Annotated in this window: 24 protein-coding genes, 2 pseudogenes and 1 riboswitch; of the genes and pseudogenes, 2 read left to right on the top strand and 24 right to left on the bottom strand. The window is 40.8% G+C overall.

What is annotated here, in order from left to right; genetic code table 11:
• Nucleotides 1–14: 14 nt before the first annotated feature.
• The 15 genes and pseudogenes from purF to nadE form a co-directional block, all read right to left on the bottom strand.
• On the bottom strand, nucleotides 15–1427 hold the full coding sequence (gene purF / locus A3M5_RS0119765) for an amidophosphoribosyltransferase (protein WP_026221855.1): 1413 nt from the start codon (nucleotides 1425–1427) through the stop codon (nucleotides 15–17).
• A complete protein-coding gene (gene purL, locus A3M5_RS0119760; protein WP_018395500.1) occupies nucleotides 1403–3631 on the bottom strand; it encodes a phosphoribosylformylglycinamidine synthase subunit PurL in 2229 nt (742 codons plus the stop codon). The genes purF and purL overlap by 25 nt, the downstream gene beginning before the upstream one ends.
• Nucleotides 3615–4298 carry a phosphoribosylformylglycinamidine synthase subunit PurQ gene (purQ, locus tag A3M5_RS0119755; RefSeq protein WP_018395499.1) on the bottom strand — a complete coding sequence of 228 codons (684 nt, stop codon included), beginning with the start codon at nucleotides 4296–4298 and terminating at the stop codon, nucleotides 3615–3617. Before purQ ends, purL begins: the two co-directional genes overlap by 17 nt.
• Complete coding sequence (purS, locus tag A3M5_RS0119750) at nucleotides 4295–4549, bottom strand: phosphoribosylformylglycinamidine synthase subunit PurS (protein ID WP_018395498.1); 255 nt, start codon at nucleotides 4547–4549, stop codon at nucleotides 4295–4297. The genes purQ and purS overlap by 4 nt, the downstream gene beginning before the upstream one ends.
• A complete protein-coding gene (gene purC / locus A3M5_RS0119745; protein ID WP_018395497.1) occupies nucleotides 4549–5262 on the bottom strand; it encodes a phosphoribosylaminoimidazolesuccinocarboxamide synthase in 714 nt (237 codons plus the stop codon). The genes purS and purC overlap by 1 nt, the downstream gene beginning before the upstream one ends.
• Nucleotides 5263–5292: 30 nt before the next feature.
• Nucleotides 5293–6588, bottom strand: a complete 1296-nt coding sequence (gene purB, locus A3M5_RS0119740) for an adenylosuccinate lyase (RefSeq protein ID WP_018395496.1) — start codon at nucleotides 6586–6588, stop codon at nucleotides 5293–5295.
• A gap of 27 nt (nucleotides 6589–6615) precedes the next feature.
• Nucleotides 6616–7743: a 5-(carboxyamino)imidazole ribonucleotide synthase gene (purK, locus tag A3M5_RS0119735; protein ID WP_018395495.1), complete on the bottom strand. Its 1128-nt coding sequence runs from the start codon at nucleotides 7741–7743 to the stop codon at nucleotides 6616–6618.
• A complete protein-coding gene (gene purE, locus A3M5_RS0119730) occupies nucleotides 7736–8224 on the bottom strand; it encodes a 5-(carboxyamino)imidazole ribonucleotide mutase (protein ID WP_018395494.1) in 489 nt (162 codons plus the stop codon). The genes purK and purE overlap by 8 nt, the downstream gene beginning before the upstream one ends.
• A 96-nt stretch (nucleotides 8225–8320) precedes the next feature.
• Nucleotides 8321–8420, bottom strand: a riboswitch (purine riboswitch).
• Nucleotides 8421–8495: 75 nt separating this feature from the next.
• Nucleotides 8496–8690: an NETI motif-containing protein gene (locus A3M5_RS0119725; protein ID WP_018395493.1), complete on the bottom strand. Its 195-nt coding sequence runs from the start codon at nucleotides 8688–8690 to the stop codon at nucleotides 8496–8498.
• Nucleotides 8687–9229, bottom strand: a complete 543-nt coding sequence (locus A3M5_RS0119720; RefSeq protein ID WP_018395492.1) for a DUF2179 domain-containing protein — start codon at nucleotides 9227–9229, stop codon at nucleotides 8687–8689. Before A3M5_RS0119720 ends, A3M5_RS0119725 begins: the two co-directional genes overlap by 4 nt.
• Nucleotides 9230–9327: 98 nt before the next feature.
• Nucleotides 9328–11394 (bottom strand): glucose-specific PTS transporter subunit IIBC, encoded by a 2067-nt coding sequence (gene ptsG, locus A3M5_RS0119715; protein WP_018395491.1) that lies wholly within the window; start codon nucleotides 11392–11394, stop codon nucleotides 9328–9330.
• Nucleotides 11395–11570: 176 nt separating this feature from the next.
• Entirely contained in the window at nucleotides 11571–12413 is an 843-nt protein-coding gene (gene glcT, locus A3M5_RS0119710) for a glucose PTS transporter transcription antiterminator GlcT (protein WP_018395490.1), read from the bottom strand.
• A gap of 93 nt (nucleotides 12414–12506) precedes the next feature.
• Nucleotides 12507–12614, bottom strand: a pseudogene (locus A3M5_RS26910) (hypothetical protein); the annotation flags it as partial.
• A gap of 9 nt (nucleotides 12615–12623) precedes the next feature.
• Nucleotides 12624–14177, bottom strand: coding sequence for a glutamine-hydrolyzing GMP synthase (guaA, locus tag A3M5_RS0119705; protein WP_018395489.1), 1554 nt, complete (start codon nucleotides 14175–14177; stop codon nucleotides 12624–12626).
• 185 nt (nucleotides 14178–14362) lie between these two features.
• The gene (gene nadE / locus A3M5_RS0119700; RefSeq protein WP_034299621.1) at nucleotides 14363–15184 is read right to left on the bottom strand and encodes an NAD(+) synthase; all 822 of its coding nucleotides are present in this window, start codon (nucleotides 15182–15184) and stop codon (nucleotides 14363–14365) included.
• Between the two features lie 290 nt (nucleotides 15185–15474).
• On the opposite strand from nadE, the gene A3M5_RS0119695 reads away from it, so the two are divergent.
• The gene (locus A3M5_RS0119695) at nucleotides 15475–15771 is read left to right on the top strand and encodes a hypothetical protein (protein WP_018395487.1); all 297 of its coding nucleotides are present in this window, start codon (nucleotides 15475–15477) and stop codon (nucleotides 15769–15771) included.
• A 249-nt stretch (nucleotides 15772–16020) separates the two neighbouring features.
• Here the strand turns inward: A3M5_RS0119695 and larE are convergent, their stop codons facing one another.
• The 4 genes from larE to A3M5_RS0119675 all read right to left on the bottom strand — a co-directional run bounded on the left by larE (nucleotide 16021) and on the right by A3M5_RS0119675 (nucleotide 20540).
• Nucleotides 16021–16854, bottom strand: coding sequence for an ATP-dependent sacrificial sulfur transferase LarE (larE, locus tag A3M5_RS0119690; protein WP_018395486.1), 834 nt, complete (start codon nucleotides 16852–16854; stop codon nucleotides 16021–16023).
• 34 nt (nucleotides 16855–16888) lie between these two features.
• On the bottom strand, nucleotides 16889–18163 hold the full coding sequence (gene larA, locus A3M5_RS0119685) for a nickel-dependent lactate racemase (protein ID WP_018395485.1): 1275 nt from the start codon (nucleotides 18161–18163) through the stop codon (nucleotides 16889–16891).
• 90 nt (nucleotides 18164–18253) lie between these two features.
• Nucleotides 18254–19384: a 2-keto-3-deoxygluconate permease gene (locus A3M5_RS0119680; protein WP_018395484.1), complete on the bottom strand. Its 1131-nt coding sequence runs from the start codon at nucleotides 19382–19384 to the stop codon at nucleotides 18254–18256.
• The gene (locus A3M5_RS0119675; RefSeq protein ID WP_018395483.1) at nucleotides 19374–20540 is read right to left on the bottom strand and encodes a glycerate kinase; all 1167 of its coding nucleotides are present in this window, start codon (nucleotides 20538–20540) and stop codon (nucleotides 19374–19376) included. The genes A3M5_RS0119680 and A3M5_RS0119675 overlap by 11 nt, the downstream gene beginning before the upstream one ends.
• 151 nt (nucleotides 20541–20691) lie before the next feature.
• On the opposite strand from A3M5_RS0119675, the gene A3M5_RS0119670 reads away from it, so the two are divergent.
• A complete protein-coding gene (locus tag A3M5_RS0119670; protein WP_018395482.1) occupies nucleotides 20692–21786 on the top strand; it encodes a CdaR family transcriptional regulator in 1095 nt (364 codons plus the stop codon).
• Nucleotides 21787–21852: 66 nt separating this feature from the next.
• Here A3M5_RS0119670 and A3M5_RS23340 read toward each other — a convergent pair whose 3' ends face one another.
• The 5 genes and pseudogenes from A3M5_RS23340 to A3M5_RS0119650 form a co-directional block, all read right to left on the bottom strand.
• The gene (locus A3M5_RS23340) at nucleotides 21853–22068 is read right to left on the bottom strand and encodes an SDR family oxidoreductase (RefSeq protein ID WP_026221834.1); all 216 of its coding nucleotides are present in this window, start codon (nucleotides 22066–22068) and stop codon (nucleotides 21853–21855) included.
• Entirely contained in the window at nucleotides 21998–22144 is a 147-nt protein-coding gene (locus tag A3M5_RS26705) for an SDR family NAD(P)-dependent oxidoreductase (RefSeq protein ID WP_353643341.1), read from the bottom strand. Before A3M5_RS26705 ends, A3M5_RS23340 begins: the two co-directional genes overlap by 71 nt.
• Nucleotides 22145–22735: 591 nt before the next feature.
• Nucleotides 22736–23026, bottom strand: a complete 291-nt coding sequence (locus A3M5_RS0119660) for a hypothetical protein (protein ID WP_018395481.1) — start codon at nucleotides 23024–23026, stop codon at nucleotides 22736–22738.
• A 432-nt stretch (nucleotides 23027–23458) separates the two neighbouring features.
• A pseudogene (locus tag A3M5_RS24945) lies at nucleotides 23459–23602 on the bottom strand (porphobilinogen synthase); the annotation flags it as partial.
• A gap of 70 nt (nucleotides 23603–23672) precedes the next feature.
• Nucleotides 23673–25028 (bottom strand): arsenic transporter, encoded by a 1356-nt coding sequence (locus A3M5_RS0119650; protein WP_018395480.1) that lies wholly within the window; start codon nucleotides 25026–25028, stop codon nucleotides 23673–23675.
• Between the last annotated feature and the right edge of the window lie 88 nt (nucleotides 25029–25116).

Below are 25116 nucleotides of genomic sequence, written 5' to 3'. Positions count from 1 at the left end.
TTTAATCCGGTGCATTAGCATTTGGTAATGGGGTGTTCCGTATCCGGATAAATTTCAGTCGGATAGATACCTGTAAAACAAGCCATACATTGTCCACACTGACCGTTTGTCTGTTCATGGCCAATCGCTTCTATTGTGCCTTCTGGACTCAAATAGGTTAATGAATCCGCCCCGATTAATTCGCGCAATTCTTCTGTTGAATAATGTGCTGCAATTAATTCTTCACTTTTCGATGTATCAATCCCGTAGAAACAAGGATGCTTAATCGGCGGTGAACTAATGCATACATGTACTTCTTTCGCACCTGCATCTTTTAGCATGGTTACAATTCGTCTGCTTGTCGTTCCACGCACAATTGAATCATCGACCATAATGACCCGTTTTCCTTCAACAACCCCTCGCACAGGAGAAAGTTTCATCTTCACCCCTTGCTCACGAAGCGATTGAGACGGCTGAATGAACGTCCGGCCGACATAACGGTTTTTAATGAGGCCCATTTCGTACGGAATGCCTGTTGCTTCTGCGAAACCAATGGCTGCTGAAATACTGGAATCCGGTACACCTGTAACGACGTCCGCTTCAATGTTTACTTCTTTCGCCAGCATTTTACCGAGACGTTTCCGAGCGCTATGAACATTAATGTTATGAATATCGCTGTCCGGACGGGAGAAATACACATATTCCATCGTACAAATCGCACTGTTTGTAGCAAAAGCAAACTGTTCAGAGTGAAGACCATCTTCATTGATCGTAATCAATTCTCCTGGTTTTACATCTCGTACAAATTCAGCACCGACAATATCAAATGCACACGTTTCAGATGCAACGACATACGCATCGCCTAGCTTCCCGATTGAAAGAGGACGCATTCCCTGCGGATCGAGTGCTATATGCATCTCATTTTCTGTCATCACGAGAAACGCATACGCACCTTTTAACATTGATAACGCTGTTTTCAACCGATCTTTCATCGAACCGAGACCGCTTCGTCGAATTAAATGAGCCAGCACTTCCGTGTCGGATGTCGTTTGAAAAATACTGCCCTGCGCTTCAAGCTCACTCTTTAAAGAAGTTGCATTGATCAGATTTCCGTTATGCGCAAGTGCAAAACTGCCTGTTTGGAAATGGAAGAGAAACGGTTGAACATTTTCATATCCACCCCCGCCTGCTGTTTTATACCGAACGTGGCCAATCGCACTCGACCCTGTCAATCCGTTGACAATATCCTGGTTAAAAATTTCGGTGACAAGTCCTTCCCCTTTATGACCGCGAAGGTGTTCGCCGTCACTCATGACGACGCCCGCCCCTTCTTGTCCGCGGTGCTGCAGGCTTTGAAGACCATAATATGTGATTTGTGATGCATTTTCATGACCGAAGATACCGAAAACGCCACACTCTTCATTTAAGCCTCTGAGTTCAGCAAGCATGGAATAGCTCCTTTCCAGGCGTCCTCAAGATTCTTGACGGATGCCTGTACCACTTCTTCTCCATTGACACGAATGGACACAACTGGCTGTGCTGTTACTTTACCGATTTGTTTTGCATCTTGTACCGCTGCTTCAAATGCTTCTTTGTTTTCTGCTTTCACTGTGACGACAAAACGGGATTGTGTTTCTGCAAACAATACTGCCGTTGCCTCGCCTTCAAGTGATACATTTACACCAAGATTTGTGCCAAATGCTTTTTCAACAAGAGCTACTGCGAATCCACCTTCTGAAATATCGTGAGCAGATTGAACGAGACCTGATTTAATGGCTGAAAGAACGGCATCTTGACGCGCTTTTTCAACTGTTAAATCAATCGCTGGTGCTTGACCGAAAATTTCGCCGCCATTCGTCATTTTCTGCAATTCACTGCCGCCAAATTCATTTAGAGCATCACCGATGACATAAACGAGATCGTCCGCTTGTTTGACTGATTGTGTTGTAATATGATCTGTATGTTCAATTAATCCTACCATACCAATAACTGGTGTTGGATAAATCGCTGTGCCATTCGTTTCGTTATATAAAGAGACGTTTCCACCGATAACCGGTGACTCAAGCGCCAGACATGCTTCACTGATGCCGTCAGCTGATTCTTCAAGCTGCCAGAATACACCCGGATTTTCAGGGCTTCCATAGTTCAATCCATCTGTAATGGCTAGTGGTTTTGCACCTGAACAAACGATGTTACGCGCTGCTTCTGCAACCGCAATTTTGCCACCTGTTTTCGGGTCAAGGTAAATATAGCGGGAGTTACAGTCTGTTGTCATGGCAAGAGCTTTATTTGTGCCGCGCAGACGGATGACCGCTGCGTCAGAACCTGGTGCGACAACTGTATTTGTCCGTACTTGATAATCGTATTGATCATATACCCACTCTTTGCTCGCTATAGTCGGCTGCTTCAAAAGGCTTACAAGTGTTTCTTTGTAATCCGTTACATTCGGTGTTGTTGATTCCATTGCTTGGAAGTCACGGAAGTATTGCGGTTCAGCTGATGGTTTATAGTAAACCGGTGCATCTTCTGCTAATGCATCTACCGGTACTTCTGCTGCCACTTCGCCTTTATGAAGAAGACGGAGCATTTTGTCGTCTGTGACAACGCCGACCGACGCCGCTTCAAGATCATATTTGGCAAATAAGTCTTCGATTTCTTTTTCGCGTCCTTTTTCTACCACGATAAGCATGCGTTCCTGTGATTCGGATAACATCATTTCGTATGGTGTCATGCCTGTTTCACGCTGCGGGATCAAATCAAGATTCATTTCCATACCTGAACCAGATTTGGATGCCATTTCAGCGGAAGAACTTGTGAGACCTGCTGCACCCATATCTTGAATACCCACGAGGGCATCATTATTAATAAGCTCGAGACAAGCTTCAAGAAGCAATTTTTCCATAAATGGATCGCCTACTTGAACAGCCGGGCGTTTTTCCTCAGAGCTTTCGCTTAGTTCTTCAGAGGCAAATGTTGCTCCATGAATACCATCGCGTCCTGTTTTCGCACCAACGTACATGACCGTGTTCCCAACGCCTTTTGCCTGCCCTTTTTGAATATCTTCATGAGCAATTAAGCCGACACACATTGCATTTACAAGTGGATTGCCTTCATAAGATGGATCAAATCCGATTTCGCCGCCAACTGTCGGAATACCGATACAGTTGCCATATCCAGCAATACCGGCAACCACTTCTTCAAACAAATATTTCACACGTGCCGTTTCAAGCTCACCGAAACGAAGCGAGTTTAAAATTGCAACCGGACGTGCACCCATTGAAAAAACGTCGCGGATAATACCACCTACACCTGTTGCTGCACCTTGATACGGTTCAATTGCAGACGGGTGATTATGGCTTTCAATTTTAAATACGACCGCTTGACCGTCACCAATGTCAACGATTCCTGCGCCTTCACCTGGCCCTTGAAGAACGTGCTCGCCTTCAACTGGGAATTTGCGAAGAACTGGCTTTGAGTTTTTATAACTACAGTGTTCAGACCACATAACCGAGAAAAGACCTGTCTCTGTATAATTTGGCATACGTCCAATAATTTCTGTTGCTTTATCGAATTCTTCGTCCGTCAAGCCCATCGTACGGTACAGCTTTTCATCTTTAATTTGTTGCGCGTTTGGTTCAAGCGTTAACGACATGAGAGTCCCTCCAGTGTTTCACAATTGATTGGAAAAGTTTAAGTCCGTCTGCGCTGCCAAGAAGATCGTCAACAGCACGCTCCGGATGCGGCATCATGCCGAGTACGTTACCTTTTTCGTTTGTAATGCCTGCAATGTCAGAAAGACTGCCATTCACATCGCTCGCATACGTGAATACAATTTGATTGTTTTCTTTTAATTTCGCCAGCGTTTCGTCGTCACAATAGTAGTTGCCTTCACCATGTGCAATCGGAACCTGGATTTTATCGCCTTTTTCGTACGAAGACGTAAACATTGTTTCATTATTCTCAACCGACAGCTCAACTGTCCGGCAAATGAATTTCAAGTTTTTATTGCGAAGCATCGCACCTGGGAGAAGTCCAGACTCAAGCAAAATTTGGAATCCATTGCATACACCCAGAACAGGCTTGCCTGCCTCAGCCGCTTTTTTAATGGCATTCATGACAACTGACATATGTGCAATCGCGCCTGAACGAAGGTAATCGCCGTACGAGAAGCCGCCTGGAATTAAAATCCCGTCATATTGATCAAGGTTGTCGGCGTCGTGCCACACTAAATCCACTTGCTCACCAAGCTCATCTTTTACTGCATGATACATGTCCACATCACAGTTGGACCCTGGAAATACGATGACTGCAAATTTCACTGTTTCGCACTCTCCTCGATTTCATATCTGTAATCTTCAATAACCGGGTTAGACAATAGCTTTTCGCAAACTTCTTTCACAGTTCCCTCTACATCTGTTACTGTGTCGTCAAACTGAAGTTCCATGTATTTTCCAATACGTACATCTTCTACACCATTATAACCAAGGCTTGATAAAGACTGCTGTACTGCTTTCCCCTGTGGATCCAATACACTTTCGCGAAGTGTGACGTAAACTTTAACTTTATACATTAGATTGTTCCTCCAAGTCGTTTATAAATTTCAGTATATGCTTCTGTTAATCCACCGAGATCACGGCGGAAAAGGTCTTTATCTAATTTGCGGTTTGTACCTTTTTCCCAAAGACGGCATGTGTCCGGTGAAATTTCATCCGCAAGTAAAATATGACCGTTTTTATCTTTACCTAGCTCGATTTTAAAGTCGATCAGCTCAATATCTATTTCACTGAAAAGCGGAACAAGCACATCATTTACACGCAATGCTTCTTTTTTCAAAAGTTGTAATTCTTCAGGCGTTGCAATATCGAGAATTTTCACATGATCTTCTGTCAGAAGCGGATCGCCAAGTTCATCATTCTTATAATAAAACTCAACAATTGGCTCTTTAAAAGGAGTTCCTTCTTCAAGGCCGAGACGTTTTGCAACGCTGCCTGCCGCAATGTTACGGACAACGACTTCAAGTGGAATAATCGTTACATGTTTCACAAGTTGCTCATTTTCAGAAATTTGTTCAACGAAATGGGATTCGATCCCTTTTTCTGCAAGTTTCTGAAAGAGAAGTCCCGTAATTAAGTTGTTTAAACGGCCTTTACCTTCAATTTCAGCTTTTTTTTCACCATTGAATGCGGTCGCTGAGTTTTTATATTCAATCCAGACAACATCTTCTTGGTCAGTTGCATAAATACGTTTCGCTTTTCCTTCATAAAGCTGTTTACCCTTGTTCATATCCGGTTCCTCCCGATTTAGGAATAAGCATTACTTTAGACCAATGCGGTCAAAGATTGTGTCAACGTGCTTCAAATGATAGTTGTAATCAAAGCAGTCTGCAATTTCTTCAGCGGATAGTTTCGACGTAATCGTTTCATCTGCTTCTACAAGTGAACGGAATTGAACTTGCTTATCCCATGCTTCCATCGCTCTCGGTTGAACAGTATCGTACGCTGCTTCACGCGCCATGCCTTTGTCAATCAATGCAAGTAGAACGCGCTGTGAGTAAATAAGGCCCAATGTGCGATCCATATTGCGCTTCATATTGTCAGGGAATACAGTCAAGTTTTTCACGATATTGCCGAAACGATTCAGCATGTAGTTCAAAGCAATCGTCGCATCCGGTAATATCACACGTTCTGCTGATGAATGCGAAATATCGCGTTCATGCCAGAGCGAGACGTTCTCATACGCTGTGACCATATGACCACGAATCACACGCGCCAAGCCAACCATATTTTCTGAACCGATCGGATTGCGTTTATGCGGCATTGCTGAAGATCCTTTTTGGCCTTTAGCGAAAAATTCTTCTACTTCACGTGTTTCTGATTTTTGCAAACCACGTACTTCTGTTGCAAACTTTTCAATGGATGCGGCAACGAGTGCAAGTGTTGCCATATAATGAGCATGACGATCACGCTGAAGCGTCTGCGTTGATACTGGAGCCGGTTTCGTCCCAAGCTTTTTGCAAACATACTCTTCAACGAACGGATCAATGTTCGCATACGTGCCGACTGCGCCAGAAATTTTGCCAAACTCAACAGTTTCTGCAGCATCATTAAAACGCTTGAGATTCCGTTTCATTTCTTCGTACCAAAGCGCCATTTTAAGACCGAATGTTGTTGGTTCTGCATGAACGCCATGCGTGCGGCCCATCATGACCGTATGTTTATGTTCAATCGCTTTATTACGGAGGATTTCGATGAATGATTCAATGTCTTTACGTAAAATATCATTTGCCTGTCTGAGTAAGTAAGACAATGCTGTATCGACGACATCTGTTGACGTTAATCCGTAATGAACCCATTTACGCTCTTCACCAAGTGTTTCTGATACCGCACGTGTAAAGGCTACAACATCATGGCGCGTTTCAAGTTCAATTTCGTTTATTCGGTTAATATCGAAGCTGGCGTTCTCGCGAAGCTTCTTTACATCTTCTTTCGGAATATCGCCAATTTCCGCCCATGCTTCACATGCAAGAATTTCAACTTCAAGCCATGCTTTAAATTTGTTTTCTTCTGTCCAGATGGTGCCCATTTCCGGTCGTGTATAACGTTCAATCATTTTTTCATCCTCCGATATGTGTACGTCTTAGTTTGCCCAAATTCGACTTTCATCTATATCTTGCAGCGCTTCTTCAACTGTATCAGCTAAAATGGTCACATGTCCCATCTTGCGTTTTTCTTTCGCTTCATCTTTACCATATAAATGAATCGACCATTCCGGCTTGCTAAGGATCGCTTGAATGACCCCATCTACATGTTCACCGAGTATATTTACCATCACGGCTGGCTTTAACAATTCTGTACTTTTGAGCGGCCAGTTACAAATGGCACGAATATGCTGTCCAAACTGTGAAATACCGCAAGCTTCAATTGTATAGTGCCCTGAATTATGTGGCCGCGGTGCAAGTTCATTAATATAAATTTCACCATTTTTCCCAATAAACATTTCTACAGCAAGCGTGCCGACAAGCGACAATGCGGACGCAATTTTTTCTGCTGCTTTAAATGCAGCCTGCTTTGTTTCATCAGAAATTCGAGCAGGTACAATGGATTCATGCAAAATGTTGTCAACGTGAATGTTTTCTGCTGCTGGGAAATACGTCGTTTCGCCTGCCGGGTTACGCGTAATAATAACGGAAATCTCTTTTTCAAACGGTACCCATTGCTCAAGGACACATTCTCCATGTGTTAAAAGAGCAGATGCTTCATTCGCTTGTTCAGCTTCTTTCAATACGAATTGTCCTTTTCCATCGTAGCCGCCCGTTGCTGTTTTCAGCACAGCCGGTAACCCGAGATCTTCCATGCCTTGCTTAAGATCAGCTTCTGTCCGGATTACACGGTACGGAGCAACTGGCACACCTGCATTCGTAATCGCTTCTTTTTCAAAAACACGATTTTGCGTAATGCGGATCAGTTCTGCTCCCTGCGGCACATACGCTTCTTTCATTAACTCTTTTAATCCTTCGTAATCAATATTTTCAAATTCATACGTAATGACGTCACTTACATCAGAAAGTCTTTTTAAGGCAGCCTGGTCATCATATGGTGCTTGAATGACAATATCGGCTGTTTGTGTACATGGTGCACCTTCTGTTGGCTCCAGCACAGCAATACGAAAGCCTGCTTCTTTCGCCGCGAGCGCCATCATCCGACCAAGTTGTCCTCCACCAATAATGCCAATCGTTTTGCCTGGTTCAATGATTTTTCTAGCCAAGTTGATCACTGCTTTCTAACACCGTTTTTTCTGTTTCTTTTCGACGAATTTCTAATTTTTCGGCAATTTTCGCATCAGTAATAGACAAAATTTGCGCAGCCAGCAGTCCGGCATTCGTTGCACCTGCTTTGCCAATCGCTGTCGTCGCAACCGGTACACCACCTGGCATTTGAACAATTGATAATAAAGAGTCAAGCCCATTCAATGCTTTTGATTGTACGGGAATGCCGATAACCGGCAATGTCGTTTTCGCCGCAGTCATACCCGGCAAATGAGCCGCTCCGCCCGCGCCGGCAATAATCACTTTAATGCCTCTTTCACGTGCAGACTCGGCATATTCAAACATTAAATCAGGTGTACGATGTGCGGATACGACACGCTTTTCATACGATACTCCAAGTTCATCGAGTACGTCACATGCATGTTTCATCGTTTCCCAATCAGATGTACTGCCCATAATAACGCCAACTTCAATCGTCATATTGATCCTCCAATGTGAGATTATTTTACATAAAAAAAAGCGGACAACCTACTTTCCCCGTTGAAGGAGAAAGCGATTCGTCCGCAGCCGATCGAGATTCCGAATGCTTTCACCCATAGTCAGCTGTTTAAGGCAGCCGGTAGAAACTCGCAGGCCATATCCCCGCTATTATATGAGGTGCTTTATTTGTCATTTACATATTAACAACGACGCGGAGCAGTTGTCAATAAAAATCGAACGATATTCATTGTGTTTATTTAAACGTTCGTATTTATGTTACTTTCTTACCCTCAAAAACGATTTCACGGCCAATTGGGACATGAATCGTCTCTCCATTTTGCTTTTTCTCTTCAAAAACAGGCTTTTCCATTCGCCGGACCGGGACGTATCCTTCATCTTTCATCCGGTTCAGACAATGATCAATCGTTTCCTCTGCTTCAACTCGGAATATTTTCTTTTTGCTCATTTCATTAGCATTCCTTTTCTCACTGTTTTTACCCAGAACCCACCGTGAATTGTTTTTGATTCATACGCGATAATAAACGCTTTCGGATCAAGTTCTTGTATTTTTTGATAAAGCTTTAATTCATATTTTCTTGGTGTTAATATTTGCAGAACCATCCGTTCACCTTCAAGACCGTTGGCTGCCCAGTTTGTCACACCGTATCCTTCTGCACGAAGCTGCCTCGGCAAATCTTTGTCGTACTCTTTCGTGATCACATTGACCATCATATAACCGAGCGCCAGCTTCTCTTCAATTTTCATTCCGACGATGACACCAAGGCCATAACCCACGGCATATGCAATCAAGTTTTGAATTTCATTTAAATCGTCAAGAACAAGTCCGAGGCCGACGACGTAAATGACAACTTCAACGGTACTGACAAAAGCAGCTGTATACCGATATCCTTTCAATGTCAAAATCATCCGAATCGTGAAAAACGACACGTATACAACGTTAATTAATAATATGATCACAACCATAAAAATGGCGCTATCTATCATTGATTTTTCCACTCCTCTTTGACGGCAGTGTACCATACACTCATTAAATAAAAAAGCCTCAAACAGTCCGCAATAGACTGTTTGAGGCTGATCACTTCTTATTTAATAGTAATAATGTTCTCGTCACCGAATTTCACTGAGCCCGGTTTATCGACAACGACTGATTCACCTTCAGCAAGGTTTGTAAAAATAATCGGCGTGATCGTTGAAGTTGCATTTTCGGCAATGTAACCAAGATCCACTTTGAGAAGAGGCTGGCCTGCTTTCACTATATCTCCTTCTGAAATAAGTGATTCGAACCCTTCACCTTTCAATTTCACCGTATCAATCCCGAAATGAATCAATACTTCACGGCCATTATCCGACACAAGACCGATCGCGTGTTTTGTCGGGAAAATGTTCACGATTTTGCCGTCAACCGGTGAGACAACTATACCGTCGGAAGGCTTAATCGCAAAACCATCACCCATCAGTTTCCCTGAGAAAACAGGATCTGGTACTTCTGTAATCGGAAGTAACTCACCCGTGATTGGCGCCACAAATCGGCTTTCCACATCATTACGGATGGCGGATGGCACCGCTTGTTCTACTTCCTTTTGTACTTCCTGATCCGGCTTCACTGCAGTCGGACGCGGAGAATTTCCTTTCATAATATCCGCCATTTGGTGACGTAAGCTGTCTGAACGAGGACCAAAAATGGCTTGAATGCTGTTGCCAACTTCAAGAACACCGGCAGCGCCAAGCTTTTTCAACCGTTTTTTATCAACATGGGCACTGTCATTAACTGATACGCGAAGACGTGTAATACATGCATCCAGGTTGGCAATGTTTTCTTTGCCTCCCATTGCTTCTAATATTTCAAACGGAAGCTCACTTGCAACAACCGCTGGTGCATCGTTGTCTGCATCTTCATTTTCCGACTCACGGCCTGGTGTTGCCAGGTTAAACTTACGAATCGCAAAACGGAAACCAAAGTAGTAAATTACGGCTAGCACAAGACCAACCGGAATAACGATCCACGCATTCGTTTGCGGGTTAATCGCACCGAATAAAATATAATCGATCAAACCACCAGAGAAGGTCATCCCAATTTTAACGTTTAGAAGATGCATCGTCATAAATGAGAGGCCTGCAAAGATTGTGTGAATGGCAAACAACACGGGTGCAACGAACAAAAATGAGAATTCAAGCGGCTCGGTAATTCCTGTTAAGAAAGAGGTCAGAGCAGCAGAACCCATAATACCTGCAACGACTTTTTTACGTTCCGGACGTGCCTCATGATAAATCGCAAGCGCTGCAGCCGGAAGACCGAACATCATGAACGGATATTTACCTGTCATAAATGTACCGGCTGTTAAGTTTTGAACGCCATCTTTAATTTGTGCCTGAAAGATCGTGTTATCACCACGCACAACTTCCCCAGCCTGGTTTACATACGAACCGAACTCAAACCAGAATGGTGTATAGAATATGTGGTGCAAACCGAATGGAATTAATGCACGTTCAATGACACCGAACACGAAAGCCGAACCGGCAAGATTCCAATTTAAAACGAAATGAGAAAATGTATTTAAACCACTTTGAATGGTCGGCCAGATGAAGATCATTAAAAGACCGAGCACAACCGCTGATGCAGCTGTTGCAATTGGAACAAACCGTTTACCTGCAAAGAAACCGAGATAAGACGGCAATTCAATGTTAAAGAATTTATTGTACATATACGCCGCGAGAACACCGACGATAATCCCGCCAAATACACCCGTTTGAAGGGACGGAATACCTAGGATTAAGGCATATGCAGGATCTCCGCTTTGCAAAACAGCCATTTTTTCAAGACCAAGAGCTGTTCCCATTGTGGCATTCATAATTAAATATCCAACTAACGCAGCAAGACCGGCAACACCATCTCCTCCTGCAAGGCCTATAGCGACACCGAGAGCAAATAGTATCGGCAAGTTACCAAACACAATATCCCCTGAATTTTCCATAACCGCAGCTACTTGTACAATCCAGTTTAATTCAAGGAATGGAGCAATTTCGACAAGTGTCGGGTTTTGAAGTGCATTACCGAATGCAAGAAGTAGACCGGCTGCCGGCAAAATTGCAACAGGGAGCATGAGTGCTTTACCAATTTTTTGTAAAACACCGAAAAGTTTTTTAAACATATGTTTTCCTCCTTCATCACTCTTATTATGAGCTTCTCAAAGAAAAAACAGACAAACACGAAAAAAGGCATGAGAAAAGAAGACAGTAGAAAACAGAAGTGGTTATAACCTCTGTTTCCCCTAAATCTCCTTTACTCATGCCTGATCGTATCAGTAACACGTAAAGAACGAATAATTTATTTCATTTTTGTCTGAATCCGTTGCAGATGCATCGTCAAGTAAACCGCTTCCGCATCGTACACTGGCTTTTTTAATGTCTGCTGCATTACTTTGATTAGCTTCCACGACAAATTATAGCATATTGGATATTCCGTTTTCAAGAGACTTGCTATTTTTTCTGGTTCATCCACTTTTTCGCCGCGGACAACCCGTTCAATCGTATAACGGATATGACGAACAAGCCGCATATAATCAATACTTTCTTTATCAAGCTTTACATCTAGCTGCACTTCAATCAGTTGAATAAGCGTTGCCATTAGTTCTGAATAACGGCTTAAATCACGAACCGCCTTATTCGTAATCGCGCTATGTATATGAAGTGCAATAAAACCTACTTCACCTGGCGGCAACGCGACTGTCAGCCGCTGATTAATGAGCTTGGTTACTGCTTCTGCCACTTCATATTCAAACGGATAGAGCGCTTTCGTTTCCAACAAAAAGGGATTGCGTATCCCAATCCCCCGGATCATCCGATTGACAGCGAACAAAAGATGATCGGTGAGGCCGACGTGAATATGCTCGTTTAACGTTTGCCCTACACGATCACGAATTAATTCGACTGCTGCAATAATCACTTTTAATGTTTCATCATCAATATTCGGCAGCAACTTTTTATATTGCTCCTGCTCATTCCGATCGGTCAGCACGAACAGCTTTTCAACAGATTCCCGAACAATTTCGTCTCCTTGACGCCGTCCGAAACCAATTCCCCGGCCAATGAGCACCACTTCGACACGATCTTCTCCTGACGCGATGAGCACATTATTATTTAATACTTTTTTTACAAAAAATTTACCCACGGTGATATCCCCATTGTTCTTCGTTTTTTTACAGTATAGCATGAGGACCTGTCCAAAAAAACACCTCCCTATTTATAGGAAGGTGTGAATCGCTTATTTAATAAAAATAAAGTAAAGAACAAATACAATAAACAAGAAATACATAATGGGGTGCACTTCTTTTGAACGACCTTTTACGATCATCATAATGGGATAGAAAATAATTCGCCTTTATTCCCACTCGATCGTTGCAGGCGGCTTGCTTGTAATGTCATACACGACACGGTTTACATGGGCCACTTCATTTACAATACGAGTTGAGATCACTTCAAGCACTTCCCAAGGAATACGTGCCCAATCAGATGTCATACCATCAATCGATGTCACCGCACGAATGCCAATTGTATAATCGTACGTACGCGCATCACCCATCACACCAACGCTGCGGATATCCGGAAGGACCGTAAAGTATTGCCAGATTTCACGCTCAAGTCCATGGTTACGCACTTCTTCACGTAAAATCGCATCCGATTCGCGGACAATTTCCAATTTTTCTTCAGAAATTTCCCCAAGAACACGAATGCCTAAACCAGGTCCTGGAAACGGCTGGCGCCAGACGATATGATCTGGAATACCGAGCTCAGAACCGAGCGCTCGCACTTCATCTTTAAACAATGTGTTAAGTGGTTCAATTAATTGGAATTGCATATCTTCTGGCAGGCCACCGACGTTATGATGCGATTTAATCGTTTGTGCGGTCGCTGTTCCACTTTCGATAATATCCGTATAAAGTGTCCCTTGTGCAAGGTAATCAATACCTTCTAGTTTCGACGCTTCATCGTCAAATACATAAATAAATTCATTACCGATAATTTTGCGTTTTTTCTCTGGATCAGAAACACCCGCAAGTTTACTCAAGAAGCGGTCTTTCGCATCCACTTTAATAATGTTGATATTAAATCCATTTGCAAATGTATCCATCACTTCTTCTGCTTCGTTTTTACGCAGAAGACCGTGATCGACGAAAATACATGTCAGTTGATCACCAATTGCTTTATGCATCAATACCGCGACCACGGATGAATCAACACCGCCTGACATGGCACAAAGAACATTTTTGTCACCGACTATTTGACGAATTTTTTCCACTTCAACTTCAATGAAGTTTTCCATTGACCAGTCTCCCGTGCAATCGCAAATGCCAAAGACGAAATTTTTCAAAATATCATTGCCATAAACAGAATGTTTTACTTCTGGATGGAATTGAACAGCGTAAAGATTTTTTTCTGCATAGCTCATCGACGCAATCGGGCATGACGGATTCACTACATCAACGGTAAATCCTGCTGGTGCTTCCGTTACAAGATCGCTATGACTCATCCAGACAACTTGCTCTTTCGGAAGATCGGCGAAAAGCGCGGATTCTGTTTGCACGTTAATCGCTGCTTTGCCGTATTCACGGTGAGACGCGGATTCTACTTTGCCGCCATAATATTTTGTCATCAACTGCATGCCGTAGCAAATGCCGAATATCGGAATATTCAAGTCGAAAATACGCTCGTCACATCCAAATGCACCTTCCGCATACACACTGTTTGGACCGCCGGAGAAAATAATCCCTTTTGGATTGATTTCTTTAATTTCCTCCACCGTAATTGTGTGTGGATGAAGCTCACTATATACACCAAATTCGCGAATGCGTCGTGTAATTAATTGATTATATTGACTACCAAAATCAAGTACGAGAATCATTTCCTGATTTTGTAATTCTGATTTTCCTGTCATCATATCTACTCCTCTTTCTTCAACTTTCTTCAACAATTCCGTATTATAGGAAACAATCCTCTATTATTTGTTCGTGTTCACACATTTCGACCTCATTTTATATGTATACAGCTGGTCGGTCAAGGCGTTGGAGTTTTTATTGAAAATTCAGATTTAAAAAACTTCCTGGCAGAAGCCTGAAAGCATTATTTTTTCCAATAATCATCAAAAACGGTAATGGGAAGATGGCGTTTATGTGCTGATTTTTTAAAGAGGTCTTCAATTCGTTCCGCTGCTGCATCCGGTACCTCTCTTCCTTCCAAGTAATCATCGATATGTTCGTACGAGACGCCAAGTGCTACTTCATCCGGCAGCTGCGGACGATCTTCTTCAAGGTCGGCTGTCGGTACTTTCGTATACAGATGCTTCGGACAGTCTAATTCTTGCAGCATTTGACGCCCTTGTCGTTTATTTAAACGAGAAAGCGGAATAAGATCAGCGCCCCCGTCACCGAATTTTGTATAAAAACCGGTTACTGCTTCTGCTCCATGATCCGTGCCGATGACAACCGCGTTTTTCATGGCGGCAATGCTGTACTGTGCTTTCATTCGTTCGCGTGCTTTTTCATTTCCTTTAATAAAATCCGTTAACTCAATACCGTTTCCCATCAGAGCTGCTTCGCTCGCTTTAACAGATGGTTTGATATTAATCGTATATATTTCATCCGGCTGGATAAAATCAAGTGCATCCTGACAGTCATCTTCATCCTTTTGAACACCGTATGGAAGGCGTACAGCAAAAAAAGCATAGTCGTCAGAACCTGTTTCTTCTTTTAATTCGTCGACCGCCATCTGTGCAAGTTTACCAGCAAGTGTTGAATCCTGACCGCCGGAAATACCGAGCACAAATCCTTTTAAAAAAGAATGGTGACGCAAATAAGCTTTCAGAAAATCAACACTTCGTCTAATTTCTTCCGGTGCATTAATCTCCGGTTTTACTTTTAGCTCTTCAATAATTTTTTTTTGCATGTCACGCACAACTAAAAATCCCCCTTCCGTCTCTCATACATTTGTCATTATTGTACCACTTCTATATCCACGTTGCCGATTACATTCACTTTGATTATACGAAAGAAAATAATAACTTAGTGAAAATTTGTAAAGATACGTAAATACGGAATCGTCATTGAACAAATTATATTCAATTGTCGGAAAATATTCAAAAAATGATGTTTACAAGCGATACATAAAGGGAACAACATAGCATAGCTTTAAAGAAGGGATACAATTGAATAAAATAAAAGAAAGGATTGATTTAGATGAATCCCTCGGAAAAAATAAAGTGTGATTTATCAAGCTCAGTAGAAACAATAAGAAATATATTATCTAGTAGGCCTTTTGACTACAAAGACGTTCATTTCGTTGAAGAAGAGTTTTTGCCTGGAGAAGGAAAAGACTACATTGGGTTTATCTATGATGTAAAAGGCAAATGCAAAAACTATGGGGATTACAAAAACTATGAAGTTAGCGTGTTTTCTCGTGATGGATTGCAGTTCGAAGTAAGAAAAGATAGCGATCAAGGGTTTGATGATTTAGAGGATAGATTTACATTATAATAGTGAAGATTATAATAGTGAATCTTCATTCTTGAAGATTCTTTTTTTCGTTTAGCTCATTATTATAAGGGTGCAAATTCTACACTCAAATTAACAGAAAGAAGACTGCCTAGCAGTAAGTCAACATTTAGGACCTCTTCAGACAGCTTCATTTAACTGGATCATCACTACTTTTAATAAAAAACAAACCATTTTATAGATAAATTGGATTCGTTTCGTTCCATACAAGTCTAACTCTTTGACCAATCATCATCCAAATTCCACCTTCATTACATCCTCAGACAATACTTCATTCATGCTTCCGGTACGGTAACCACGCAGGTCGACTGACACATAATTAAAGCCAAGTGATGTTAGTTTTAAATCTATTTTATCCCGATGCTTTAATAATTCGTTAATTTCCTCTGGAGTCACCTCGATACGAGCAACATTGTCATGATGGCGTACACGTACCATATCGAATCCAAGTTTTGCAATGAATTTTTCTGCCTGATTGACTTGTTCAATTTTACGTTTATCTAGTTTCGTTCCATATGGGATTCTGGATGCGAGACTGCATGATGCAGGTTTATTCCAGACAGGAAGCTCAAGCTCTTTAGAAAGCCTACGGACTTCCCGTTTGTATAAACCCGCTTCCTGTAATACACTACGAGCTCCTGCTTCTGTTCTTGCTTTCATGCCAGGGCGAAAATCATCCATATCATCCATGATCATTCCGTCCAGTACATAATCATAACCTAGTTCTTTAGCAAGCTGATTTAAATGAAAATAAAGTAATTTCTTACTGTAATACCAGCTATCAGGAGTATTCGCCATAACCCCTTCATCTTCCAATTCCTTAATTTCAGTTTGGTGAACGTTTACGCCCATTTTTTCTGCAAGATTAACAGCACCCTCAAACTCTTCTTTACGGAATAATTCTGATGCAACGACAACAGCAAGAACATTGGAAGAGCCTAGTTCCTGCTGTGCCCTTTTCAACACTAACGTACTATCAACTCCGCCGGAAAAAGCGACAATAACGCGATTCATTCCAGAAAGGATTTCACCAAGCTGCTGGTTTTTTTCAATTATTTTATTCATATTTTGCGCCTCATTTTATTTTAGTATTTTATAATTAAACGAATTCTTTCTCCTCAACATAAGGGATCGATAAAGGACCTAGAGGAAGGACAGCTATTGTCATATCTTCACCATACTTTTTCTTTAAATCATCTATTGTCTTCTCGATATCATGAGTTGGTTTTAGCATCGTTCCTTCAACCTGTTCATCTGTAAGCTTGGAGTACACATAAACATCTGCCCAAACTTGGATGACTGCCTGTTTTTGTACTTGCCATTGGTCAAACATTTTAAACTCAGGATTGTTGATCATATCGAGTAAATCTTGAGGCGTGTCTGCCATTTCGAAGATCTTCGAATAGTTTCCGTGATCTGGCAAACCATCTGAACATTCTGATGCAATAATAATAGATCCTCCTTCTTTGACAATTTTATGTGACGCGCTCATTCCTTTTACCGTTTGATAAAGATTTTGATCAAGCGGGTAGCCGGAGTTTGAGGCGATCACGACGTCAAATCGCTTATCACAGCGGAACATTGTATGTTCTTTGACAAACGCACAGCCTTTGTCATGCGCTTCATAAAGCTCTCCTGCAAAAATTTCTGTAATTTCTTTTTCACGATTTAGCGTGACATTTAACATAAAATCAGGTTTGCACATTCCATTTATTTCACGAGTCATGTCCTGAACAGGATTGTTAACCATATTGCCCCAAGTAGAAAGAGGATCCCCAATCATTCTTGCATTATGAAAGGTCATAATTGTTTCAATTCCGGCAATTCCTGGCATTATTCCTTTTGGCCCTCCTGAAAAGCCTGCAAAAAAGTGTGGTTCAATAAAGCCTGTTACAATACGAAAATCTGTTTCTACATAATCTTTATTCAAATAAACGTCACAGCCGAATTTGCTTTTACCGATATTTACAAGTTCTTCTTTATTATGACATTGATTATTGACAATACGAATATGATCGACGACCCACTCACCGAGCATTTGGACAAACTCTTCCCTCGTTTGATCACGGTGTGTTCCAGTACCATTAATAATCACAAAATTCTCCAAAGGAACGTGGCTTAATTCTTCTATTAATAAGGGGACTAAAATATGATTCGGTGTAGGTCTCGTTATATCACTGATTACAATCGATACAGTGTCTGTCGATTTTACCGATTCCTTTAATGGCGGTGCACCAATCGGATTTCTTAATGCCTGTCGAATTGCTTCTTCCTCATTCTCTAATTTAGGTAAATTTTTCGGTTCGATGATAAATGAATGATCCGGTAAATCTAATGAAATACCTTCTTTTCCATAAAGTAATTCTGTATTCATGCTACATACACCCCGCCTTTTTAATAGTAGATATTTCTATTATAAGATAACGTTTTCCCCCTTTGAATTGAAAAGGGGGTAAACGATTAATTAGTTACTTGCTGCTTGTTTCGTTTCTGTTTTGCTTTCCATTCCCTTTAGTCCAAGGTCTTCTCGGGTGCCATCAATACCTCTTTTCCTTTGATACTTATCCATTAGAATAACCCCTAGTGGGCAGAGTAGAGACGTTGTGATTGTCGATACGGAAATTTGTGCCGTAGCAATCGGAACAATGTTCTGTATCGCTTCGAACTCCGCTGCTGTCATAGCCCCTGACCCTACTGCCACTGAAGCTGCCGCTGCTATTGCTGCAGGTGTAGCGGCTGCATTTCCTGCTGTAGACGCTTCCGCAAGTGGAGCAATGTAACTTTTTTCTTTAAATAATTTAAATACAAGTATACTCATTCCACCAGTAAGAACAAACGTAAGGATGGCAAGTGTTAACCCGCCTGCAAGTACAGCAGGATTAAAGAAGTTCGCCAAATCCATTCCGGCGCCTAATGCAAATGCGAAGAAGGGGATCGTTAACGATTCACCTGGCTGCAAAAATTCACGTATTTTCGGATCAAGATTTCCTAAAAGCATTCCAATACCGATTGGCAATAATACGGCAATGAATGCAATCAATGGGAAAGCAGTTCCTAAAATCCCTAAAGATACCAGCGTTAAGAAAGGTCCATCATTAATGGCGAGAATAGACAGTCCACCTACGTCTGATCTATTACCGTATTGTCCGGTTAAAGCAGCATACATTCCGCTGTTACTATTTGTCATCCCAGCAATAATGGCTAAGGTAGACAACCCTAATATTCCACTCCATGGATCAAAGAAAAATCCGAACGCCATACCGACTGCCAGACCAGTCAAATATTTCGTGCTAGTGAGCAGTACACCTTTTTTCAAAGCAACTCCGCCTACTTTTAAATTCATCTGGCTTCCTACACAAAATAAAAATAAGGCGATAAGTACAAGGGCACTATCTTTAAATAATTCCTGGGAAAATCCGCCGACTCTTAAAAATTCATAATAACCATCATCTGTTGGCGCTGTACCGAGAGCTTTCAGAACATTCATTACGACTGGTATATGCATTTGATCAATTGTATTCAGTGTAGCTCCCAGTAAAAGAGGAACGACCATCAAGCCTCCTGGTACTTTTTCAATAGTATCTTTAATTCTCAAGCGAATGACCTCCTTTTTCTTTTACACTTTGATAGAAATAAGAACGAACAACTTGTTCAGCACTTGATTCTAGTAATTCCTCTGCATGTTCCATGGCTTCTTTTAAGGACATCGGATTATTTATAATACTGTTCACGCTTACAACGCCGAAATCATAAAGTACTTCAATACCCTTTCCGATAGATCCTGTCATAAGAATGGTTGGAACATTTCGATTTTTTGCTGCCTGAGCAACCCCCATCGGGGTTTTCCCGAATACTGTTTGACTATCAACCCTTCCTTCTCCTGTGATGACAAGGTCAGCATTCGTCAATTCCTCATCCAATTTAATGTAGTCAAGAACGACATCTATTCCTCGTTTCGCTTCAACAGGGAAAAAGGCTTGAAATGCTCCTCCGATACCACCAGCTGCACCTGCGCCTGGTTGATCGTGAAGTTTTATGCCGGTTGCTTGTTCAATCTCATCTGCCCAATTAGTGAGATTGCTATCCAACAATTCCACATCCGCTGCTGTGGCCCCTTTTTGAGGACCGAAAACATGAGAAGCCCCATCAAGTCCGATCAACGGATTTTGGACATCGGAAGCAATGATAAACTTGCTGTCTTTTATTCGATTATCGAAAGAATGTAAGTCAATCCTCTTAACTTTGTTTAGTTCACCACCGCCATGGCCGATTTCATTTCCTTGTCCATCCAAAAGCTGCATTCCTAGAGCTTGAAGCATTCCGGCTCCTCCATCATTTGTCGCCGATCCTCCTAAACCAATAATGAAGGAAGTAAATCCGTCATCGAGAGCATGTTGAATCAATTGCCCAGTGCCGTAAGTAGTGGCTTGTAGAGGAGACAGCTTCTCTTCAGGTACCAAGTGCAATCCTGATGCAGATGCCATTTCAATCACACACGTTTCACTGTCGCCCAATATTCCATATGCTGCTTCGACCTGATTGCCTAATGGACCCGTAACGGATACCGTTCTTATTTCTCCTCCTGTAGCAGCAACCAAGGTTTCCATCGTTCCTTCGCCGCCATCACCTACAGGAAGTAATACTGTTTCAGCTTCCTTAAACGCCTTTTTAATGCCCCTGTTTATCGCATTTGCTGCTTCGATCGCACTTAGACTCCCTTTAAATGAATCTGGTGCTATAATAATTTTCATAAAATCTCCCCTTTAGAAAACGCTTTCAATTACTTAATGTAAATTATAAGAATCTTGATTATATTTGTCTATGGCTATATTGTATAAAATAACTATAAAAAACTAACTTATTTTTGTATATTTTAACTAAAAGACAGAAGAGGAAATGACTATGCTAACAGAAAAAATTGCAAGTGAAATTGTAAATGAGACTTCCCTGCGTCTTCATCGCAACGTCAATATCATCAATATGGAAGGTGTAATTATTGCAACAAAGGATAAATCCAGAATAGGTTCCGTTCATGAAGGAGCAATCGAGGTTCTTAAAAGCGGGAAAACACTTATGATTCATACGGATGAAAATGAGCATTGGGAAGGTGCTCAGCCCGGAGTCAATCTTCCAATTGTTTTTCAGGAACAAATTATAGGTGTCATTGGTATTACCGGAGATCCCGATGAAATGGGGGACATTGGGGAACTAGTTAAAATGACTACGGAACTAATGATTAAGCAGGAATTCATGGTCTCACAGATGGAATGGAAGCAGCGAACAAAAGAGGTGATCATTGAACAGTTATTGAAAAGTGATCCTTCTGCTACCAGCATTGACCGAAGTCTTAGCTTACTCGGCTTGCATCTTATTCCGCCTTTTACGACAATTATTATCCAAATAACAGAGCGATCCATTTCAAACCGAACATTTATTCAAAAGTTAGAAAAAACAATTGGAAAAGAAAATGGAATTGTTGGTTTTATTAATGTTAACCGAATATTTATAGCTATTTACGGCATAAATGAGAAAGAAATAGACCTAAAGATAAACTGTGTTTATGATTTATTAAAGAAATTAAATATAGTATTCCGAATGGCTTATAGCCTTCCTTTCAATAATCTGGATAATTTCAGCCAATCTTACAAAGAATGTGAAATAACCTTGAAAATAAGTGAAATCGAAAAAGATTTTGTTTCATTTGCTCAAATTGAAGCGAAGGCTTTAATCTATCAAGTTGATGAAATAGTGGCTGAGCGTTTTTCTCATCGGGTATTGAAAAACTTTGATAAGAATAAAGCAAGAACATTGGAATCTTTCTTCGTTAATGATCTTAATATCCAAAAAACAGCTGACGATTTATATGTGCATAGAAACACGTTAATTTATCGTCTGAACAAAATTGTAGAAGAAACAGGTTATGATCCTAGAAGATTTAAGGATGCGTTGATTTTGCAGGTCGCTTTGTGGATTTTTCAGAAAGCGGAGGAACAATAAAAAGAGACTGATATCCACAAGTACGCTTTTAGCGAACTTATGGGTCAGACTCTTTGCTTCACTTATTTAACCGATTTCTTTTGTTCTTTCCATTGTGTACCCACCATCGATTGGAATCATCGCTCTGTTCATAAACTTAGATTCATCAGAAGCTAAGAAAACAGCTAGTTCAGCTACTTCGTCTACCTGTCCGAATCGATTCAATGGAATTTTATCCGTAGGTCTCGCTTTTAACATTTCCTCTGTCATTGGTGTAGAAGATGGTACCTGGGCAAATTGCATTGACTTTAATACCGTGTTTAGAATACACAGCAGCAATGTGTTTTGTATACCCGATTACACCATGCTTGGAAGCAATTGTAGCATAGATGATTCAAATCAAGCTGTCTTGTTTTTCTGTTTGCCTTATCAAAAAGGTTCGTTAGCATAAGTAAACTTTTATGAAATAGTTATCATCATTGCAGCTTTGTATATCGGATGAGTATGGCTGGTCTCTTCGTCCCATTTTGGATGCCTTGTGCAGCTGGGGAGAAGGACACATCGCATTGACTGGTGAGGAAGTTGTAAATTAACTATCATTAAAAAAGGATTCGAATGCTATAAGCAACGAATCCTTTTTTATTTGCTTAACTTTTCGAATGGAACAACTTTGTTGTCACTCAACAAAATTTCAAAAGTACTAGGCTACGTTTAACTTTGGCTCTAACCCATTTGGAAAGCGAAATATAAATAACAATAAAGTTGTTTAAAATTGCAGAAAAACCCTAAATAGTCTAGAGAACTATTTAGGGTCATATTAATTTTAATCTTCTAAAATTCTTATTTCTTGAGCATTTCCTCCATATCATGAGTTAGAAAGCCCATCCATATCATGGGTAACAATTACTTTCTGTCCGATATGGAGAGAGGAAATAACCAACAATTTAATGATAAAAACATTCTTCAAAAATTAACTTAATATAGCTTCTTTAATTTTCCGATTAAACAAGCTCCGGTTTTTCCAAATAAATTGAACAAAATCTTTATCGAGCAAACTTTGTTCATCTTGATCACAATAATTCAAGCCTTTACCATGAAGGGTCCATTGGCTATCTGAATATTTCATCAGTGTCCAATCCCCTCCTCGTTCTCTATCTTCAATCACAAGGTAATGCTTTTGTCCAACATCATCATATGAAGCTATTAATTCAAACTTTTCAATGAAGTCTTGAATATCTAATTTTTTCTTAATAATATGCATGATGTCCCGCCCTTCTATTCACTGTACCGTTTAAAGCAAATGCATTATTTACTGCTTATGATAAAACATATTATATCATATGAAGCGTATAAGAAAATCCAAATTTGTTTTGTCTGTAAATGCTCATATTTAACAATCTATGTGCCGATTATCTGTTATTATTGGGGAATTTTAAACTGGCATTAGTGGGTATATGGTTCTTTCATTATTTTTATGAAGCCTTTGATCAGGTCGTGTGACCGGTTGCGCTATTTTTTTGATAGCGAGCCCATAAATAGAAAAGAGACAGGAATTATTTCCTGTCTACAGTCTGAAACCACTTCTGAAGAATAGTCTTTTCTAATGAATCCCTTTGTTTAGAGGGAATTTCGATGGTTTGGTACCTGTTAATGTAAAAAACTCCAACAGTGACATTAGGGTTTACAAAGCTGTTTATTCCAACAACCATCGAGCAACATCTTTAACATGATAAGTAATGATTAAATCACTACCTGCACGTTTCATAGACATTAATACTTCTAATACTGTTTGTTTCTCATCAATCCAGCCATTTATCACCACAGCCTTAATCATATTTTATGAACGGGCTTTTTTGTGTTGAAAATAGCTATTTTTCTGTTCTTTTTTCCTGTGAAGAGATAAAACATCAGGCAAAAACCATCTGCACCCAATAGAATAACAAGAATAACGTCACAATCGTTGTCAAAGGTATAACAATCAATGATAGGCTTAAATAATCTTTCCAGGTGACTTTGATCTTATTCTTCCTTAAAATATCTATCCAAATAAGAGAGGCGAGCGTTCCAATAGGCAATAACAAGGAGCCCATATCACTGCCAATAATATTCGCGAGATAAATCGTCTTTAATGTGACAGGGTCCAGTCCCATTTCGGTTAAGGTAATGGTTCCGATCATTAAGGCAGGGTGATTATTGAAAAAGTTGGATAAAATCGAAACTAATCCGCCCATCATAAAGCTCGCCTGGAGCAGTCCCTGATTGACGATGGGTTCACATGCTTTTACAAGCATGGCCGTTAATCCTGCATTGTGGAGCCCATAAATCATGACATACATGGAAAAGGCAAAAATTAAAATGTGCCACGGGGTCTTTTTCAAAATATCCAGCGGGTTTGTTCGTAAATGATACCATCTCCATGCAAGCAACATGAGTGATCCGAGCACTGCCACAATTTCAATTGGAATGGAGAGATAGGACGCCACAAAGAGCAGACAGCGTATCACAAAGACAAACAGTAAAAGTCTTAACATAAATTTCGTGCGTTGATTTTTTGTTTCAACAGACAGTGTCCCTTTTAATAGATGGAATTTTTCAGTGAAAAAGGTTTCTTCTACATCATATAAGGAAGCGGGCAGCGTCTTCGGTAATTTCTTCTTTACAACAACAAACATTAAATAGGACATGAACAGTAATCCAAGTGTTCCAGGTACAAACATCATGGCTGTATGCATATAAAGAGTCATATGAACAATTTTCAATGCTATTAAATTGACAATATTGCTTACGCCAATAGGTGCGCTGGAAGCGGTCGCAATGAGAGCCCCACTTAAAAGATATGGGAGCTGTTCATGTAGTTTCAGCCGAAGGTTTTTAAGCAGTAGAATTAAAATTGGAGTCGTAATCAAAATGCTGCCATCATTGTTAAATAAAAGGGTCATTAAGAAACATAAAAGCTGAATGTACCAATACAGGCGATAACCAGATCCTCTAGCTAAATTTGCAAGTCGTGCAGCTGCCCAGTGGAAAAAACCGAAACTTTCCAAGATGACAGCCATGACGATCGTGGCCATAATAGTGACAGATGCGCCACCTATCTTATGGATAATATCCATAACATCTTCATGTGATACAATCCCCGTTAGTAAAATAATGCCTGCCCCGACCGATGCTGGCCACGCTTCATTAATACCGCCTGGCCTCAAAAATATGACAAACATTGTCATGATAAACACCAAAATAGTCAATCCAATTTCCAAGCTCATTATCCCTTTCCCCTTTTTGAAGAGCCATGGGTCAAATGCCTTTTCTTGTCCGTTTATTATTATATTTATATTCACCTCTGACAGAATG

This window comes from Bacillus sp. 37MA (assembly GCF_000372765.1).
Taxonomy (GTDB): domain Bacteria; phylum Bacillota; class Bacilli; order Bacillales; family Domibacillaceae; genus Domibacillus; species Domibacillus aminovorans.
The sequence above is the reverse complement of the archived record's forward strand: the minus strand, read 5'-3'. Positions and strand labels throughout refer to the sequence as shown.

Bases quoted from the DNA above. Each gene is read 5' to 3' on its own strand.
- purF (WP_026221855.1), bottom strand. From the start codon at position 1,427: ATGCTTGCTGAACTCAGAGGCTTAAATGAAGAGTGTGGCGTTTTCGGT.
- purL (WP_018395500.1), bottom strand. From the start codon at position 3,631: ATGTCGTTAACGCTTGAACCAAACGCGCAACAAATTAAAGATGAAAAG.
- purS (WP_018395498.1), bottom strand. From the start codon at position 4,549: ATGTATAAAGTTAAAGTTTACGTCACACTTCGCGAAAGTGTATTGGAT.
- purC (WP_018395497.1), bottom strand. From the start codon at position 5,262: ATGAACAAGGGTAAACAGCTTTATGAAGGAAAAGCGAAACGTATTTAT.
- purB (WP_018395496.1), bottom strand. From the start codon at position 6,588: ATGATTGAACGTTATACACGACCGGAAATGGGCACCATCTGGACAGAA.
- purE (WP_018395494.1), bottom strand. From the start codon at position 8,224: ATGACGATTGAAGTTGGCGTTATTATGGGCAGTACATCTGATTGGGAA.
- A3M5_RS0119725 (WP_018395493.1), bottom strand. From the start codon at position 8,690: ATGAGCAAAAAGAAAATATTCCGAGTTGAAGCAGAGGAAACGATTGAT.
- A3M5_RS0119720 (WP_018395492.1), bottom strand. From the start codon at position 9,229: ATGATAGATAGCGCCATTTTTATGGTTGTGATCATATTATTAATTAAC.
- ptsG (WP_018395491.1), bottom strand. From the start codon at position 11,394: ATGTTTAAAAAACTTTTCGGTGTTTTACAAAAAATTGGTAAAGCACTC.
- guaA (WP_018395489.1), bottom strand. From the start codon at position 14,177: ATGACAGGAAAATCAGAATTACAAAATCAGGAAATGATTCTCGTACTT.
- nadE (WP_034299621.1), bottom strand. From the start codon at position 15,184: ATGCAAAAAAAAATTATTGAAGAGCTAAAAGTAAAACCGGAGATTAAT.
- A3M5_RS0119695 (WP_018395487.1), top strand. From the start codon at position 15,475: ATGAATCCCTCGGAAAAAATAAAGTGTGATTTATCAAGCTCAGTAGAA.
- larE (WP_018395486.1), bottom strand. From the start codon at position 16,854: ATGAATAAAATAATTGAAAAAAACCAGCAGCTTGGTGAAATCCTTTCT.
- larA (WP_018395485.1), bottom strand. From the start codon at position 18,163: ATGAATACAGAATTACTTTATGGAAAAGAAGGTATTTCATTAGATTTA.
- A3M5_RS0119675 (WP_018395483.1), bottom strand. From the start codon at position 20,540: ATGAAAATTATTATAGCACCAGATTCATTTAAAGGGAGTCTAAGTGCG.
- A3M5_RS0119670 (WP_018395482.1), top strand. From the start codon at position 20,692: ATGCTAACAGAAAAAATTGCAAGTGAAATTGTAAATGAGACTTCCCTG.
- A3M5_RS23340 (WP_026221834.1), bottom strand. From the start codon at position 22,068: ATGCAATTTGCCCAGGTACCATCTTCTACACCAATGACAGAGGAAATG.
- A3M5_RS0119660 (WP_018395481.1), bottom strand. From the start codon at position 23,026: ATGCATATTATTAAGAAAAAATTAGATATTCAAGACTTCATTGAAAAG.
- A3M5_RS0119650 (WP_018395480.1), bottom strand. From the start codon at position 25,028: ATGAGCTTGGAAATTGGATTGACTATTTTGGTGTTTATCATGACAATG.